Origin of the sequence: Streptomyces albus subsp. chlorinus (assembly GCF_013302895.1) — a bacterium.
In the GTDB taxonomy this organism is placed as follows: Bacteria; Actinomycetota; Actinomycetes; order Streptomycetales; family Streptomycetaceae; genus Streptomyces; species Streptomyces chlorinus.
Genome location: NZ_VJOK01000001.1, coordinates 171403 through 187618, shown reverse-complemented (window position 1 = coordinate 187618; position 16216 = coordinate 171403). Strand labels below are relative to the sequence as shown.

Here is a 16216-nt window from a genome sequence, read left to right as displayed (position 1 = left end):
ACCGGGTCGGAGTGCCGGGCGCCGCAGCGGCAGCTCCGGCGCAGGCGGGGCGTAGGCAAGCCTGCGACATCTCACCGGGGTCGTCAGCAGTGGTTGTTCATCCGGTCCGCGGGCGAGGAACCGTTGCCCGGTCCCTGTCCGGCGGACCAGACCGGGCGGAACTGGTGTATCTCGACGGTGGCGACCCCGTTGGTGACGAACGGATCGGAGGCGAGTGCCGCTTCGAGGGCGGAGCGCTCGCCTTCGGCGATGACGACTCCTCCCGTTCGCGGCTCCAGGGGACCTGCCAGGCGTGCCAGCCCCTGCGCGAAGACTCCGTGCGGGTTGGCGTAGTGAGCGTCCCTGAGCTTGTCGATGGTTTCCAGCGGGGCGTGGTACGTGAACACGATGACGAACATGGCTTCAGCAAAGACCATGAAGGCTCCGCTGCGCCAAGATGTGTTGTGTCACGTGGCTATAGGCTGAGACCTATGGGCGCTGATCAGAGCGGGGATGCCGATGTTCTTTCCGGGCTGGAACTGAGGCAGCTGCGGTACTTCGCCGCGGTCGCCGAGGCCGGGACGGTCACCGCGGCGGCGCGGTCCCTGCGGATCGCCCAGCCCAGCCTCAGCCAGCAGATCCGCCTCCTGGAGCGCCGCATCGGCACCCCTCTCTTCCGGCGGGTGCCACAGGGAATGGAACTGACGGAGGGCGGGCAAGCGCTGCTGGCGGGCGTCAACCGGGCGCTGGAGGAACTGCGGGCTTCCATCGCGGCCTCCCGGGTGGCTCCGACCACCGTTCCCGTAGGGGTCTGCCACGGCGTTCCCGCCTCCGCCCTCCTGCGAGCCGAGCAGATCCTGGCCCTTGGCCCCGACGGGCAGCGGCTGCGGCTCGTCTACCAGCAGGCCGATTCACAGCAGCAGAGCGACCTGGTGCGCGGCGGCACCCTCGCGCTCGGCATCATGCGTGCCCCCGCCGAGACCTCTGGCCTGGAAGTGCGCACGCTCAACGACGAGCCCCTCGGCGTCGTACTGCACCGCCGCAACCCACTCGCCGACGAGCCGGAGCTGACCTGGTCCCAACTGGTGGGTCAGCGATTGTTGTGGTTCCCTTCGCACCGTGCGCCCGGCTATGCGGCGGCCGTCCTTACGCACGTGCGGGAGAACGGATGGCGACCGGACCTCGTCGTGGAGGACGCCGCCGGCCACACCCTCTTCCGCCACCGGCTCACGGCCCGCAACGCCCTGGTCGCCTTGCGGCCACGCGGCGCCGTATCGGGAGACGCCGACCTGGTCTGGCGCCCGGTGGGGCCGAACCCTCCGCGTGAGCGACTGATCCTCACCGCAGCCGCCCGCACCTCGTGGGCCCGCCTGCTCTCCGGCGAGGACGCGGAACCCGTGGGCGCGGTCCGCAGCTGAAACGACCGCGATTTTCCCGGCTGGGAGGTCGAGCATCGCGAGCGGCACCGCGCCCCCGAACCGGCCAGGTCATCGCAGCCCGTTCCTCCCCCGCCGTCGGGGCCGAGCCATCCGCCGATCCCGGCTTTCCCGCCCTCGCCGCCTGCGCCGACCGGGCCGCAGGGCGGTCAGGCGGGATGTGAGGGCCCCTCCGGGGAGTTGTCGTCGAGGGGGACGGCGAACCAGCGTACTGCCATCGGCCGGGCTCCGGGTTTCGCGTCGGTGGCGTTCCGGGGGAAGCGCCGCAGCAGTTCGAGGTAGGCGTGGTGAAACTGCCTGAGTTCCTCCTGGGTGAGGTGCAGGGTGCTCCTGGAGCCGTTGCTTGCCCAGCCCTCCTCACCGGACCGCTCCTGGAGGCGGCGGTATGCCAACTCGATGTCGTCCTCCATGCGGAGCCGGTCCAGCTCGTCGAGTGCCTCCCGAGCGGGGGAGGCCAGGGCCGCGCGCTGGGGCCGTCGTAGGTCCACGTCGGGCACCTTGCGCCACCAGCGTTCACGACCGCCGGCCGCGTGGTCGGGATCGTCCTCGACGAGTCCGGCCCGCTCCAGCCGGCGCAGGTGGTAGCTGAGGGTTCCGGTGTTCTCGCCGAGGACTTCGGCGAGCGCCGTGGACGTCGCGGGACCGGTGACGGCCAGCTGCCGGAGGATCTTGAGGCGCAGCGGGTGGGCCAGTGCCTTGAGGGTCGCGGGGTCGCTGCCGGGAGCCGGTGCGGGCTGTCCGGTGCCGGGGGCGTTGTCCTGGGACGGCTCTGCGGTCATGCCCCGACAATAGCGCAGAGTTTCCTCTGCAGAGCTTCCTCTGCAGAGGAAACTCTGCAATGCTCGGCGTCACCAGCCCCCGCTGTGCGCACGCGTTCGTCACACGCGCCGGCCAACTCCCGCGTACGTCAGGACAGTCACATGAACAACGCAGCAGTCGAACTACGGGACGTCACCCGCCGGTACGGCACCGGCCCCGACGCCGTCACGGCCTTGGACAAGGTCTCACTCACCTTTCGGCAAGGAACGTTCACCGCCGTGATGGGCCCCTCCGGATCGGGCAAGTCGACGCTGCTCCAGTGCGCGGCAGGACTCGACAGGCCGGACGCGGGATCGGTGCGGGTCACCGGGCACGAACTGACGGCCATGAGCGAGAGGCGGCTCACCCTCCTGCGCCGCGAACAGATCGGCTTCGTCTTCCAGGCGTTCAACCTGCTGCCGTCCCTGACCGCGGAACAGAACGTCGGCCTTCCCCTGCGCCTGGCCGGCCGGCGGCCCTCGCGCGCACGCGTGAGACAAGCTCTGGCCCAAGTCGGCCTCACCGACCGGGCCCGGCACAGACCCGCCCAGCTCTCCGGCGGGCAGCAGCAGCGCGTCGCCCTGGCCCGCGCGCTGATCACCCGGCCCGACGTCCTCTTCGGCGACGAGCCGACCGGAGCCCTCGACTCGCAGAGCAGCCGCGAAGTCCTCGGGCTCCTGCGCGACATGGTCCGCGAAGAAGGAAGGACGACCATCATGGTCACCCACGACCCGGTCGCCGCCTCCTATGCCGACCGCGTGCTCTTCCTCGCCGACGGGCGGCTCAACGGCGAACTGCCGCAGGCGTCCGCCAAGGACATCGCCGCCCATATGGCAACGCTGGAGGCCGCTTCGTGCTGAGCATCGTCCTGCCCACCCTGCGCACGCGCTGGACGGGCTTCGCCGGCAGCTTCCTCGCCCTCGCACTGGGTGTCACGATGCTCGCCACCATGGGGCTGGCCCTGGCATCGTCGCTGCGGGCCCCGGAGCGGAAACCGGAACGGTTCGCAGCCGCCCCCCTCGTCGTCAAGGGCACGGACACCCTGCGCGTACCCACCCCGATCGGTGAGCGCGTCCACAAGCTGGCCCACCCCCGTCCGGTGCCGGCACGTGTGGTCGCCCGACTGAGGCAGCTCGGACCGGTGGTCGAGGACCGGTCCTTCGACGTACGGCTGCGCGGCGACAGCAACGTCACTCTCGCAGGCCACCCGTGGTCCACGGCCGCCTTCGCCCCCTACCGTCTCGCCGACGGCCGCGCGCCCCGCGCGGACGACGAGGTGGTCGTCAGCCGGGACTGGACGCACGAGTACGCCCCGCCCCTGCGGCCGGGGTCCCGACTCGAAACCTCCCGGGGACGCCTCCGCGTCGTCGGGATCACCGAGGGGCTCGGCTTCGAGAAAGCTCTCTTCTCCACCGACCGGCGCGCTGCCGAACTGGCGCCCCGCAGCACCCAGTTGGTGGCCGACGCCGATCTCTCAGCGGTACGGGAAGCAGTGCGCGGCCACGGCGTCCAGGTACTCACCGGTGATGCCCGCCGGCTGGCCGACGCCGATCCCGGGCGCGACAGCGAGGCACTCACCGCGATGAACGCCATGTTCGGCACAGCCGGGGGCATCGCCACCTTCGTCTCGGCCTTCGTCGTGGCCTCCACCTTCGCGTACGCCGTCGCACAGCGCCGCCGCGAGTTCGGGCTGCTGCGTACAGCCGGGGCGACGCCGCGCCAGATCCGCACCATGGTTCTTTGCGAAGCACTCGTCGTCGGCACCCTCGCCTCGGCGGCTGGGTGCGCCCTCGCCGAGTACGCGGCACCGGCCCTGGCCGACTGGACGGTGGACGAAGGGCTGGCCCCTCGCTGGTTCGCCATCGGCCGGCACGCCTGGCCCTATCACGCGGCGTTCTGGACGGGACTGCTCGTCGCCGTGGGCGGCGCCGCCGCGGCCTCCTGGCGCGCCGGGCGCACAGCCCCCACCGACGCCCTGCGGGAGGCCGCCGTGGACAGCCGTGCCAGGACACGGGGCCGCTGGCTGGCAGGCGGAGGACTGCTGGTGACCGCGGCCGTGACTCTCCTCCTCACTCTGGTGACCGATCCCGGTGACCTGTTGCACCGCAAGACGTACATCACCCGTCCCATGCTGCTGATCACGGGGGTCGCGCTGCTGGCGCCCGTGGTGGTGCGTCCACTGGCCGGCCTGCTCGCCTGGCTGCCCGCCCGGCTTCCGGGCGCCGTCGGCATGCTGGCGGGCCGGCACGCCACGACGGGCGTCAGACGCACGGCGTCCCTCGCGGCGCCTGTCCTGGTCACGGTGGCTCTCGCCGGCTCCCTCCTGGGAGCCGGCGCGACCCTGAACGAGGCGAAGGACGCCGAGACGCGCGCCCGCACCAGCGCCGACTTCGTCGTCACCCCCGCACACGACTCCGGCTTCGACAGGGCGACACTCCGGCGGCTGCGCGACCTGCCGGGCATCGACGTCTCCGCCACCTCCTCCAGTGCCGTCTACGTGCTGGAGGAGAAAACCGCCCTCATCGCCTCACCCGCGACCGCCGCCGACCCCACCGGGCTGGAGGCCACCACCCGGCTACCGCTCGTGGCCGGGAAGGTCAGCCGTCTCGACGACGACTCGATCATCGTCAACGAGGAATGGGCACAGCACACCGTCGGTCAGCGCGTACGGGTCTGGCTGGGAGACGGCACCAGGAAGACCTTGCGGATCGCGGCAGTCATGCGCACCGGCACGGGTGACAACGGCGTCTACATCACACCCCGCAACGCCCCTGCCGCACCCGTCGACCGCGTCAGCGTACGCCTAGCCGAGGACGCGGATCCGGCCACGGCCGCCGCCGGTCTCAAAACAGCCGTGCACGAGTCCGGCGGCCGGATCCACACCGCGGAGGAATGGTGTCGCGACGTCGCCTCCGCCACGACCAACCGCACGACCCGCGCCGGACTCTTCCTCGTCCTCGGGATCGCCCTCCTCTACACGGGCATCTCCCTGGCCAACACCATGGTGATGTCGACCTCCGACCGCGTGCGCGACCTCGCCCTGCTGCGGCTCACCGGCGCGACACGACGCCAGATACGGATGACCGTGGCGGTCGAAGCCGTGCTGGTGGTCGCAGTGGGAGGTGTTCTCGGTCTTCTCGTCGCGGTGCTCGACCTCGCAGGAATGTGGGCAGCACTCGGACTGCTGTCGGTCCACGTGCCGCTCGCCCTCCCCTGGGCCGCGCTCGGCGTGGTCCTGGGCGGCTGCGCACTCCTCGCGGTGCTCTGCACCGTGATCCCCGCCGGTCTCTCCCTCCGCCGCCGCGCGGTCGACCTGGCCGGCGTCCGGGAGTAGTGGCCGGCCGGTGCCGGGACTCCGGAGGCAGGCTGCCTGGGACAGCACCTCGGACGGGACCGCGACTGGTTGCACCACCGTGTGCCGACGCGGACAATGCTGCAGGTGACGGGGTCGATGCCGGGAGCGGACGGTCGTCGATCGGTCGGCCGACCGATCGGCAACCGTCCGACCGACCGACCGGGCGCGGTGTTGGAAGTACGGGTTGGGGGAGTGGTGGATTTCCAGGAAACCGAGTGCTTCCTCACCCTGGCCGAGGAACTGCACTTCGGACGGACGGCACAGCGGTTGACGCTCTCGCAGGCGCGGGTCAGCCAGCTGACGAGTTCCCTCGAACGGCGCGTCGGCGGTCGCCTCTTCGAACGCACCACGCGCAGCGTCCGTCTCACCGAGGTGGGGGAGCGGCTCCGTGAACGGGTGGCACCGGCCTTTCAAGAGATGCGGGACGCGCTGGACGAGGCCCGGCAGGCCACGCGGAGCATGGACGGAACCCTCCGGGTCGGCTTCCTGTGCGCCACGATGGTGGTACCGGACATTGTCCGGCGTTTCCGAGCCCGCTATCCCGCCTGCGAGACCGAACTGCGCGAAGTGCACATCGCCGACCCTCTCGGACCACTGCGGCGGGGCGAGGTCGATGTCCTGAGCCACTGGCTCCCGGTCCGGGAGGACGACCTGGTCGTGGGACCGACGATGTCGTCCGAGCCCAGAATGCTCGCCGTGCCGCTGGGCCACCCGCTGGCCTCCCACGAGTCCGTCTCGGTGGAACAACTCGCGGAGCGCCAGGTGTTCTCACCCGCTGGGAACGCCCCGCGGTACTGGTGGGACGCCCAGTCACCACCCTGCACGCCTTCGGGGAAACCGATCCACCGCGGTCAGCCGGTGGCCACCGTGCATGAGGTTCTCTCCCTGGTCGCGGCGGGACAGGGGCTCGCACCGATGGTGCGGTCGACCGCCGAGTTCTACGCACGCCCCGACGTGGCCTTCGTGCCCATCCGCGACCTGCCCTACGCCGACGTGGCGCTGGTATGGCGCAAGTCCGGCAGGAAGCCCGCGGTAACGGCGTTCGCGGAGACGGCGGAAGCGTACGTGCGGGGGTGAGCGGGAGAACGCCTGCTCTTTCTCTTTCCCCCGGCACGACGGGTAATCGGGTCGGCAGCCAGCAACCAGCAGCTGACACTTGGTACCGGCGACAGCCGCCAGGGGAGGGGCCAGGGGAAAGGCCAGGGGCCGGCCGCATTCATCAGCCTCGCTCAACAGCTCTTTCGCAGATCGCCGTTGATCACCAGGGCAGGACTCAGAAGACTCCCTGTCATGGTTTCTCCAGTCGCGCCACCATCGGTGGACATGCGCCGCCCCGACCTGCGCCAGTGGCTGGCGCTCGTCGTGGTGCTGGCCGGAACGTGCCTCGTCGAACTCGACCTGTCCATCGTGAACGTGGCGCTCCAGCCCATCCGCACCCACCTCGGGGCCGGTGTCACCGAGGCCGAGCTGATTGTTTCCGGGTACACCCTCGCGTTCGGTCTGACGCTGGTCACCGGCGGCAGGCTGGGTGACCTCTTCGGCTACCGTCGGCTGTTCATCGTCGGAGTCCTCGCCTTCAGTGCCGCATCCCTGGCCTGCGCACTCGCCTGGGCCCCGGTACCCCTCATCGGTTTCCGCGTCCTGCAGGGCATGGCGGCGGGACTGATGCTCCCGCAGACACTGTCCATCATCCAGCTCGCATTCTCCGGCCGTCACCGGGCAAGGGCGTTCGGCCTCTTCGGGGCCGTCACCGGGATCGCCGCCATCCTCGGGCAGATCGTCGGGGGCCTGCTCATCGGGCTGGACGTGGCCGGTCTGTCCTGGCGAACCGTCTTCCTCATCAATCTTCCCCTCGGCCTCGCCGCCGTCATCGGAGCCCTGTTCCTTCTCCCCGAGAACCGGAAGAACGACCGCCCCAGCCTGGACCTGGCCGGAGTCGCGCTGCTGACCCTGACCCTGCTGTGCGTCATCGCCCCCCTCGTCCTCGGTGGGGGCGAGCACGGCCACCCCCTGCTGCTCGTGCTGATGCTCCTGGCCGTTCCGGGGACGGTCGCATTCCTGCGCTGGGAGAAGCGCACCCAACGACGGGGACGCCTGCCGCTCGTCGACCCGGATCTCCTCCAGCACCGCAACTTCCAGGCGGGAACGGGGATCTCCCTCACCTTCGTGGCAGGCAACATCGGACTGTTCTTCCTCATTTCCCTCTACTTCCAAGGTCCCCTCGGCTTCTCTCCCCTGAAGGCCGGGCTCCTCTTCACCCCCCTCGCGCTGTGCTTCGGCATCGCTTCCCTGGTCGCACCGAGGATCGGACCGTGGGCGGGGCGCCACGTACTGACCCTCGGATATGTCATCAATGTCGTGGGAACGGCCGCGCTGCTCGGTGCGGCCGTGGTGTACGGGCGTGGCATACCCGAGGTGGCGATCGTCGTCCCGCTGGCCGTCATCGGCTTCGGCGAGGGCCTGGGTTTCACACCTCTCCTCAACATCGTGCTGGCCGGCGTCCCGGCACGGGACGCCGGTTCCGCCTCCGGCGCTCTGGAGACCGGCATCCAGATCGGCTCTGCCCTCGGGCCCGCACTGCTCGGTGCGGTGTACTCCGCGACATCCGCTTTCGCCTGGGGGCTGGGCGTGAACCTCGTACTGGCCGCGCTGGCTCTCGCCTTCCTTCCCATGGTTGCGACGAGCCGCCGCGAGACGACGGAGGAAGAGAGCGGACATCGCACCGCGGCAGCTCCCGCCCCCGTGAAAGCTGCTCCGTGACCGAGGTGCCCGGCCGGTGGGCACCAACCTGGAGCTGGTGCGATGACGATCCGCGAGAACTACATCGAGATCGTGCTGGAGGACCGGGTACTCGATCGCTCGAACGACCCCGTCAGAAAGAGTCCGTCGACCACAGAAGGCGCATCTCCGAAGCTGTGTCGAGCGCTTCCGCGATCGCGTCCTGCCAGGCTTGCTGCTCGATGTCATCGGGTACCTGGCTGAGCGCGGCGAGCAGTTCGGCAGGCAGCCATGCCCCACCCAGGTCGCTGAGGGGCGGGCAGTTCGGGGTTTCTCTGGATGCCCGCCATTCCGCGGACGGGTCGGGAGGCATGGGCAGGTCGTATCCGCGCCTCTTGAGGAGCACCACTGCTTCTCGGCGCTGTAGCTTCATCAGGTGCCGGGCCGAGTAGAGCCCCCACGGGTCCTGGTATTTGTTCTCATCCCTACCGGTCCAGGCCCGTTCCGCCGCGGCCTCATCGTGCCAGTCGACCCCGTGACCACCACTGGCCGGTGCGCTCACTCGTGCCCTCCTTGAAACCGTTCGCCGTGCTGGAGTGCATGATCGGGGAAGTGCGAACAACGGGCAAGGCCCTGCCCACGACGGCGGCCATCGGCCTGCGGTCGTTCAGATGGCGGACACTGTGCACTCACGAGATGAGGCAGGCGAGATGCGGGTTGTCGCGGAAACGACCACTTCCGCGACAACCCGCACCCCCGGCGTACTTTCCGCACCGCACACCCACGCGCTACATGCGCGTCCGTGCGTAAACGTGCAGTGCGTCGCGGACGAACGCCGCCCCCGCGGCGTCCTCGTACATGCCGGTGAAGCGAGGATCGTCGACGTACATGTCGCCGATGCCCTTCACCATCGCGATCGAGCACTCACGGTCGCCCTCGGCCGTGGGGGTGCCCGGGATCTGGCTCAGCCACTGGACGTGCCGGGCAGCCAGTGACTGAGCCTGTTCGGAGGCTGGGGAAACCCCGTCCCTCGCTGCGGCGACCCACGCGGCGACGAGGTCCTCGGCGGCCCGCTTCCAGGCCCGCTGCTGGTCGAGGGTCTTGCTGTGCCACCAGTCGTTGCTCACCTGGAAGGCACGCTCGCCCCAACGTGAGATCACCTCCTCCTTGTAGTGGTCGTTGAACCCCGCCAGCATGACGTCCATCTGCGGTTCCGCACCCGCCTCCAGGGCCTCGAGGGTGTGGCGCGCGGACCGGATCTGCCGGTCGAGGCGGTCCCGTTCCTCTTCGAGGTCGGCGATGTGGGCGCGGAGTCCGTCGCGGGTGTCCACCTCGTCGGCCAGGACCTCGGCGATGGCCGGCAAGCCCATCCCGAGCCGGCGCATGAACAGGATCCGCTGGAGGCGGGCGACCGCACCCGCGTCGTAGTAGCGGTATCCGTTCGGGCCGACCCGGGACGGGGCAAGCAACCCGACACGGTCGTAGTGACGCAGGGTACGGCTGGTGATGCCGGCCCGTGCCGCGAGTTCCTGGATCGTCCACTCCATCCCACCAGTGTTACCCGTGGCGGAGCGTCGCGGCGATGATCTCCGAGCTGTCGGCGTGCAGGGCCTGCGCCGCCGTCTTCCCGGTCGCCGCCAGATAGGTGTCGACCAGCCTGTTGCCCGCGGCGTACCCGGCGCCCATCGGCAGCCCCACCGGGGTGAGGCCGAAACGCTCCGCACTGGGGTCGCCGTGCACCCAGGCGGTGAAGTTCTCCATCCCTGTCACGTCGAGCCCCGTGAGCACCTTCTTGAAGACCTCGTCGTCGTGCAGGTGCGGCACGCCGATGCGGGTGGGGCCGAGCTCGTCACCGTACAGCTGTCGGGCAAAGGCGTCGGCCAGGCCCTCGCCGACGATGTGGTCGCCGACGGTGACGGTCATCGGGTCCCACACGACCCCGCCCGGGGCCCACCGCAGGTTGTGGTGGAGTTCGTGCACAGCGGTGGCTTCCAGCCGCTCCAGGTTCTCGGGGAAAGGCCAGAAGGTGAGGGCGATGTGGCCTGAGATGCCACCGAACCCCGTCAATCCCTTGCAGGGCCCCATGAAGTGCTCGTCACCCGGATCGCCGAGGACGAACAGCACGGTGATGTCCGGGGCCTCCAGCCCCGGCGTCGCCTCCAGCAGTACAGCGAGTCCCTCGTCGAGGGCGCGTTGCATCCGCTCCCAGGCCCCGGCCGCCGCCAGGGTTTCGAGCGCGTCGAGACAACGCTCCTCGTCGCGGTCGATGGGGAACCCGGACGATTGGAGGTGCAGAGCCACCAGATCCAGCTCGCCGGGGTGGTAGCGGTACATGCCCCTGTTGGCCTCCAGCATCGAACGCAGCAGGTCGGCGCGGTCCGCGACAGGAGCCTGGAGGATTTTCTTCATGGCGGAGTAAGTGTCAAGAACAGTGATCGACATGGCTGCGATGCTAGAAGTTGACGTAACGTCAAGGTCAAATGCCGTGTTGCCGCCCAGCCGGACAGCATCGCGCCCCGTCGACGTCCCTCGTGATCGCGGCCCCGTCGACGTCCCTCGTGTTTCTTACGTATCGAGAGTCGCCGTACGCCGACGGAGATTACGGAGAGAGCGGCCGGACGCGCGGACCGCGCGACGACGGGCCGGGCCTACGATCGGGAAAGCGCGGCGAACAACCGAACACCTTCGTCGCTCGTCAACTGTGCCGTGACGGAGAGCGGGAAGAGGCGACGAATGCGAGTGCGCGGCGTCCTCACAGTCTGTTTCATGCTGCTTGCTGTGTGGGGGGTGGTTCAGGCCATGGTCGGGATCACCGGCCACGGCCTGTCCGAGGAGGTGCTCTGCGATGGGCCCAACGTCGATCCGGAACACGAGGAGGTCGGGTCCGAGATGGACGAGAACGACCGGTGCTTCTCCAGGTCTGGAGAGACCTACCGGACCTATGGGCAACAGCGGGACTTTCAGCGGAGCAAGCACCAGGACGTCGTCGTGGGCACCTGGTGCCTCGGCGCAGGCACGGCAGGCCTGGCCGGTGTGGCGGGGGTGTCACTGATCCGCCGCCTGAGCCGCCGCGGGGGTGGCGACCCCCAGGAGACCGGTCACTCAGCTGTCGACGGATGACTTTCCCATCATCGACACTGAGCACATCTGTGGGGGATCGAGCGACTCCAGCTGTTCGCGGCCGCGGACGGACGGCGCCCGCCAGTGCTGAACGCGGCCTCGCCGTCCGGACGTTGCCCGCGGTCTCGTTGTTTCCCGCAGTAGAGCTGGGGCGCTTCGGCGTGGGAGGCGGTTTTTTTTGGGGGGGTGCCACCGGCCCCGATAAGGCAGGCAGCGACGGAACCGGCCCGGGACGGGGATGTGGTCGCGCCCCGTCCCCTGCTTTGCGGAGCCGGTGGGCCCGGGGCGCAACCGCCTGCGCGAAACGACCCAGACACGCAGGAGACGGCGGCCTGTGTGAGCGGAAACCGCCTCACAGACCGTCGTCCTGCTAACGACACCGGCCGTCAGGAGGTTTCCCTCCGACGGCAATTCGCCCGGTCGGTGATACGCGACCCAGTGCCCGCCGGTGCCTGCCGTGAAGTGGTGCTCCTTCGAGGGGGGGCAGGCGGGTGCACATGGGGCGTCAGTTGATGCGGAGACTGTAACCCCAGTCGGTGAAGCTGCTACCACCGGCCGGGATGGTCTCCATGACTTGTCCGTCGCAGTTGCCGCCGGAGTAGACCTCAGCGGGCTGGTCGGTGTGATTCTCGACCTCGGCGTCCTGTGGCAGCTCGTAGCAACCACTGGGGTTGTCGTAGCGTTTTCCGTCGATGAGCAGATGGCCCGTGGCCGCACTTGCCGAGGCGGGCACCGCTACGGCAAGGGCGACAGCCGTAGCCAGTGCTCCGAGAATGGACGCTGAACGTCGCATCGGTATGCGCCTCCTTCAGGGGAGGGAGCCGCCGACCGGACGACGGCTCCGTTGAAGCCTCGGCTCCTTGCTGCCCGGACCCATGCCTCCCTGATCGGATCGCGGTGGCGCTCTACCCGCAAGGGTGAACATGCGCGTACGCCTTGACCTGAGCCGACCGACACCATGCTGCGCAGCACAGCCGGCTGGGGCACGTGTCGGAAGCGGATCTCAAGGCGGGATGATCTTGCTTCGTGGCATGTGGAGGTCTGACGGGTGCACAGTGCTCGGCCACTCGCGCGGTGGCCTGACCACCAAGTGGCACCTGGTCGTTGAGCAGGCCAGAAGCTGATGTCCATCGTGATCGGGGCCGGACAGCGCGGTGCCCCCGCAGCCAGCGTCGGTCCTGAACGAGGTCCGCGTCGCCCGCCGAGAAGCTGGACGGTCGGTCGGCCGAAGCTCGACGCCGAGGACAACAAGGCCCGGCACGCGGTCGAATGCGGGATCAATCGGCTCAAAAGGGGTTCAAAAGACACCGTGCCGTGGCGACGCGCTACGACAACTTGCGGTCCGTTACAAGGCGACCGTCCTCGTCGCGATGATTAACGAGTGGCTGTGACCAGCACATGAGCCTCGCACTCCGGTCGGAAGCCGGCCTTGTGGCCACTCCTCCCGCTCGGCTCCAGACGGTTGCCTGCCGGCGCCCCCGTTCAACGGGCGCTGCCCAGTTTCCGGTCGGCTTCGGCGCCTTCGATCATGAGCGTCACCTCTTCAACGCGCCGAAAGCGGCCGTCAGGGGCGAACTCACCGAACAGGTAGACCTCGGTGCGCACGGTGGAACCGTCCGTCTTGGTGATGTGGACGGTGTGCCGGTCGGCGTAGCGGACGCCGTCGTACAGCTCGTCATGGACTTCGACCGAGCCTTCGGCCACGACGCCGCGCAGATGGGCGATGTGCGCAAGGAAGTCGTCGCGGTCATCCCAGCGCCCGTCGGTGCGCTGACGGTAGTCGGGGGCGAAATGCCGGTCGGCGGCCTCATGGAGGTCGAGTCCCGGATTGAAGACCAGATCGGCGAGTGCGGTGGTGATGTCGGTGCGGTGCATAACGGGAGTCCTCTCGTGTCCCACCCCCGGTTGCGTGCGCGACGCACGCGCATGGGGGCACCGTAACACGTATGCGTGCGGCACGCACGCTATTCTGATCGGATGGAGACCGAGGTGGGACGCGAGATCGCCGATGCTCTGGGTGTGCTGCTCAAGCGCAGCACCCGTCAAGGACTGCACCGGGAGCTGACCCTCGGCATGGGGGAAGCCGTGGACGAACTGACCTACCCGGTCCTCAGCGGGCTTGAGCGCACCGGGCCCTGCAGTGCGGCCGACCTTGCGCCCGAGGTAGGGCTCGATCGATCCGGCGTCACCCGCCGCGCCTCCCGGCTGGAGGAGGCCGGACTTGTGCGTCGTGAAGCGGACCCCTCCGACCGGCGCGCCACCTTGCTCGTCCTCACCGACGCGGGACAGCGCACGGTGCAGACATTGCGCGAGCGCCTGTCCGCCCGCATCACCGCCAGCCTTGCCTCCTGGCCGGCCGACGAGGCCGCAGCCTTCGCCACCTTGCTGCGCCGCTTCGTCACCGACGGCCCATTCGCCTAGATCCATTTTTGATACACGTCCTGGTACGACACGAGCATCAATGGGGTCCAGGGAGGGGCCGCGATCGATGGGCCTGACCTACCACTCTCGGCAAAAGCATTGCGGGCCCTGGCGTGAGGCACGAACGCGCCATCACAGCCCGCTCAGTGCTGTGACCGCGGTTTTCCCGCCGTGGGAGACGGTTTACGGGTTTTTCTGGAGGTGGGACCGGGCCGGGGTGGTCGCCTGCACCGTGGTCAGCTCGGGCGCCGGATCCGTACCGGAAACGGGCACTGCCCGCACCCGGTGACGCTGATCGTCGACTCTCCGTCGGTCAAAGCAGCCTCCACCGCCGGCAAGGGCAGCCGAGCGCATGATCGGCTGGTGCATGAACTGCCGCCGCAGCGCTCGCGACTACGAGCGGCTGCCCCAGCACTCCGAAGCACACCTGCATTGGGCACTCATCACCATGATGACCGGCGGCTGACCCGCGAGAGCCCGTGCACGAGTCAGGGGACGCGGGAGACGCCAGTCACCGGACGACGATGTTCCTGCTCGGCGCTGGCCTCCGGCACCTTTCGAGTCACAGTCACTCAAAGCCGCCAGAAAAAAAGAGACCTACTCAGGAAAGGCATCTACCGCACTCGCTACCATGGCCGCGAAGTTGTCGTTCTCTTCGAGATCGCCGCCCTCACCGGGCCACCACTCGTACGCGGTCCACTCGCCGTCCTCCCTGGCGCTGTCGGCATGCAGCAGCCAGCGGCCACCGCTGCCGCCGTCGATTGAGATCAACGGGCACCGCTTGAGCAGCTCGAGATCGTCGGCGAAGAATTCCAGGCCCGGCGACGACCAGGCTTGGAAGAGCTGGGGTTCCAGGTCAGGAAACCACCCGTTCTCCTCAACCTTGAGAAGATCGAGTTCGCCGATGGAAGACCAGCCGTTGCTGGTCAGCAGGAAGTTCCGGTACGTCGGCGGCAGCCGGACCCCAAGTCGCTCTTCAGCGGCCAGCACCGCCTCTTCGCCTGCTGGCTCGTAACCAAGCCATCCAGCCTCCCGTTGGGTCTGACTCAACATGTACTCTGCGTTCCCGTCCGACTCAGCCGTACGGAGATAGTTCGAGTTCAGAAACGTGGAGCTGTAATCACTGAGGAACTCGCGCCACTCGGTGACCGTCAGCGGACCGGACACAGGCTTTGGTGAGCTCCCCTCACTTTTCTTGTTCTCTCTCCGCCCGCCAGCGGAACCCGGTATCAGCTCAGCCTGGTGCTGCCGTGACACGTCTCGGGTGCCAAGCGACTCTGTGACAGGGGGCAGGCCCGCCGGCAACGGCTTCATGGACGTGTCTGGTGCTTCCTGTACGACACGCACACCCCGGTACGCGGCTGGAGCGTGGCCCGTGCGGTGGCGGTAGCCAGTGAAACCGCTGGTCCCGGCGAGGAACCGAACGGCTTCAAGTTGCAGGTGCGGGGAACCGTTGCTTCCGAAGATGTTAAGGCGGTAGCGGTCGTAGGATCCGGGTTCGACGAAAATCCGATATGTCCTGGACTGGTGCCGGTCGGTGAACGACTCTCCTCCGCGGGAGTCCAGGATCCGCCACAGATTCCCATCCCTTGAACCGTGCAGGACCCACGATCTTGGGCCGCGGTCAGGTGCGTCATTGGCAGACGTGAGGACGTACTGGTCGACCACGACAGGCTGCGTAAGCCGGAACTCCAGAGACGCTCGGTCGTGCGGTGCGAACCATTTGCTGTCCGTACCCTCGACGAGGTTCACGGCCATCTCGCCCGCATCACGGTGCTCGGCGCTGGCCCACACCTGGTCACCATGTCGGTGACATCCGCATTGCCGGGCGGGCTCACCGAACGCAGCGCCACCGAGAAGGCACTACCCGCCTGGTCACGCCAGGCCACCCACCGCGGAGGCAGCTCAGCACCATCGTCAAGCAGCAGCAGCAGCAGCCGCCGCCGCAGCCGTCCGGCCGGACGCCATCCGGCAGTGTCCTCGATCTCCGTGTCGAACTCGTACCCACCGGCACTACCGACGTCCAGGGGAACGCCCGGCCGGTCATGGAGTTCACCCCGTACCTTCACCACGTCACCGCCGGCAGCGACATGGTGACCATAACAACTCGTCAAATCCGGCGACATGACGACTGCGCACCGCCCACCGCGCCCCAAGACAGCGCCTGCGGCAGCGTGCTCTCACCGTCATCCACATACAGCAGCAGCTGGTGACTCGGCAGCCATTCCACAGAATTCCAGGCACGCGACCACATCCGAAACGTGAACGCGGACGCCCCATCCGACACCAACGGCCTCCTCCTTGCTGATCACTACGCCGGCCCGAACGGCACAGCGACGCATGATGCCGACAAGTGTAGGTACCTCGTCTTCCCGTATCTGCCCCAGCT

Annotated in this window: 15 protein-coding genes; 7 read left to right on the top strand and 8 right to left on the bottom strand. The window is 68.7% G+C overall.

Annotated elements, in window-relative coordinates:
- Window positions 1-83: 83 nt before the first annotated feature.
- Complete coding sequence (locus FM076_RS00920; RefSeq protein ID WP_243274251.1) at window positions 84-416, bottom strand: YciI family protein; 333 nt, start codon at window positions 414-416, stop codon at window positions 84-86.
- Window positions 417-470: 54 nt separating this feature from the next.
- On the opposite strand from FM076_RS00920, the gene FM076_RS00915 reads away from it, so the two are divergent.
- Window positions 471-1397: a LysR family transcriptional regulator gene (locus FM076_RS00915; protein ID WP_173868048.1), complete on the top strand. Its 927-nt coding sequence runs from the start codon at window positions 471-473 to the stop codon at window positions 1395-1397.
- A gap of 167 nt (window positions 1398-1564) precedes the next feature.
- On the opposite strand, the gene FM076_RS00910 is transcribed toward FM076_RS00915, so the two are convergent.
- Window positions 1565-2194: a helix-turn-helix domain-containing protein gene (locus FM076_RS00910; RefSeq protein ID WP_173868047.1), complete on the bottom strand. Its 630-nt coding sequence runs from the start codon at window positions 2192-2194 to the stop codon at window positions 1565-1567.
- Between the two features lie 141 nt (window positions 2195-2335).
- Between FM076_RS00910 and FM076_RS00905 the strand changes: the two genes are divergently transcribed.
- The 4 genes from FM076_RS00905 to FM076_RS00890 all read left to right on the top strand — a co-directional run bounded on the left by FM076_RS00905 (window position 2336) and on the right by FM076_RS00890 (window position 8328).
- Complete coding sequence (locus FM076_RS00905) at window positions 2336-3073, top strand: ABC transporter ATP-binding protein (protein WP_173868046.1); 738 nt, start codon at window positions 2336-2338, stop codon at window positions 3071-3073.
- Window positions 3067-5547 carry an FtsX-like permease family protein gene (locus FM076_RS00900; protein WP_173868045.1) on the top strand — a complete coding sequence of 827 codons (2481 nt, stop codon included), beginning with the start codon at window positions 3067-3069 and terminating at the stop codon, window positions 5545-5547. The genes FM076_RS00905 and FM076_RS00900 overlap by 7 nt, the downstream gene beginning before the upstream one ends.
- 216 nt (window positions 5548-5763) lie before the next feature.
- The gene (locus FM076_RS00895) at window positions 5764-6645 is read left to right on the top strand and encodes a LysR substrate-binding domain-containing protein (protein ID WP_173868044.1); all 882 of its coding nucleotides are present in this window, start codon (window positions 5764-5766) and stop codon (window positions 6643-6645) included.
- A 213-nt stretch (window positions 6646-6858) separates the two neighbouring features.
- Window positions 6859-8328, top strand: coding sequence for an MFS transporter (locus FM076_RS00890; protein WP_173868043.1), 1470 nt, complete (start codon window positions 6859-6861; stop codon window positions 8326-8328).
- A 112-nt stretch (window positions 8329-8440) separates the two neighbouring features.
- On the opposite strand, the gene FM076_RS00885 is transcribed toward FM076_RS00890, so the two are convergent.
- The 3 genes from FM076_RS00885 to FM076_RS00875 form a co-directional block, all read right to left on the bottom strand.
- Window positions 8441-8848, bottom strand: coding sequence for a hypothetical protein (locus tag FM076_RS00885; RefSeq protein WP_173868042.1), 408 nt, complete (start codon window positions 8846-8848; stop codon window positions 8441-8443).
- A gap of 226 nt (window positions 8849-9074) precedes the next feature.
- Window positions 9075-9833, bottom strand: coding sequence for a MerR family transcriptional regulator (locus FM076_RS00880; RefSeq protein WP_173868041.1), 759 nt, complete (start codon window positions 9831-9833; stop codon window positions 9075-9077).
- A gap of 10 nt (window positions 9834-9843) precedes the next feature.
- A complete protein-coding gene (locus tag FM076_RS00875) occupies window positions 9844-10728 on the bottom strand; it encodes a DUF2268 domain-containing protein (protein WP_173868040.1) in 885 nt (294 codons plus the stop codon).
- Window positions 10729-11052: 324 nt separating this feature from the next.
- Between FM076_RS00875 and FM076_RS00870 the strand changes: the two genes are divergently transcribed.
- Window positions 11053-11406, top strand: coding sequence for a hypothetical protein (locus tag FM076_RS00870; RefSeq protein WP_173868039.1), 354 nt, complete (start codon window positions 11053-11055; stop codon window positions 11404-11406).
- A 505-nt stretch (window positions 11407-11911) separates the two neighbouring features.
- On the opposite strand, the gene FM076_RS00865 is transcribed toward FM076_RS00870, so the two are convergent.
- Both FM076_RS00865 and FM076_RS00860 read right to left on the bottom strand, forming a co-directional pair.
- Window positions 11912-12199, bottom strand: a complete 288-nt coding sequence (locus FM076_RS00865; RefSeq protein WP_173868038.1) for a hypothetical protein — start codon at window positions 12197-12199, stop codon at window positions 11912-11914.
- A gap of 689 nt (window positions 12200-12888) precedes the next feature.
- Window positions 12889-13281 carry a nuclear transport factor 2 family protein gene (locus tag FM076_RS00860; protein WP_173868037.1) on the bottom strand — a complete coding sequence of 131 codons (393 nt, stop codon included), beginning with the start codon at window positions 13279-13281 and terminating at the stop codon, window positions 12889-12891.
- A 102-nt stretch (window positions 13282-13383) separates the two neighbouring features.
- On the opposite strand from FM076_RS00860, the gene FM076_RS00855 reads away from it, so the two are divergent.
- Window positions 13384-13827 (top strand): MarR family winged helix-turn-helix transcriptional regulator, encoded by a 444-nt coding sequence (locus FM076_RS00855; RefSeq protein WP_173868036.1) that lies wholly within the window; start codon window positions 13384-13386, stop codon window positions 13825-13827.
- A gap of 597 nt (window positions 13828-14424) precedes the next feature.
- Here the strand turns inward: FM076_RS00855 and FM076_RS34850 are convergent.
- Window positions 14425-15621, bottom strand: a complete 1197-nt coding sequence (locus FM076_RS34850; protein WP_345944834.1) for an SMI1/KNR4 family protein — start codon at window positions 15619-15621, stop codon at window positions 14425-14427.
- Window positions 15622-16216 lie beyond the last annotated feature (595 nt).

Bases quoted from the DNA above. Each gene is read 5' to 3' on its own strand.
- FM076_RS00920 (WP_243274251.1), bottom strand. From the start codon at position 416: ATGGTCTTTGCTGAAGCCATGTTCGTCATCGTGTTCACGTACCACGCC.
- FM076_RS00915 (WP_173868048.1), top strand. From the start codon at position 471: ATGGGCGCTGATCAGAGCGGGGATGCCGATGTTCTTTCCGGGCTGGAA.
- FM076_RS00910 (WP_173868047.1), bottom strand. From the start codon at position 2,194: ATGACCGCAGAGCCGTCCCAGGACAACGCCCCCGGCACCGGACAGCCC.
- FM076_RS00905 (WP_173868046.1), top strand. From the start codon at position 2,336: ATGAACAACGCAGCAGTCGAACTACGGGACGTCACCCGCCGGTACGGC.
- FM076_RS00890 (WP_173868043.1), top strand. From the start codon at position 6,859: ATGGTTTCTCCAGTCGCGCCACCATCGGTGGACATGCGCCGCCCCGAC.
- FM076_RS00880 (WP_173868041.1), bottom strand. From the start codon at position 9,833: ATGGAGTGGACGATCCAGGAACTCGCGGCACGGGCCGGCATCACCAGC.
- FM076_RS00875 (WP_173868040.1), bottom strand. From the start codon at position 10,728: ATGTCGATCACTGTTCTTGACACTTACTCCGCCATGAAGAAAATCCTC.
- FM076_RS00870 (WP_173868039.1), top strand. From the start codon at position 11,053: ATGCTGCTTGCTGTGTGGGGGGTGGTTCAGGCCATGGTCGGGATCACC.
- FM076_RS00865 (WP_173868038.1), bottom strand. From the start codon at position 12,199: ATGCGACGTTCAGCGTCCATTCTCGGAGCACTGGCTACGGCTGTCGCC.
- FM076_RS00860 (WP_173868037.1), bottom strand. From the start codon at position 13,281: ATGCACCGCACCGACATCACCACCGCACTCGCCGATCTGGTCTTCAAT.
- FM076_RS00855 (WP_173868036.1), top strand. From the start codon at position 13,384: ATGGAGACCGAGGTGGGACGCGAGATCGCCGATGCTCTGGGTGTGCTG.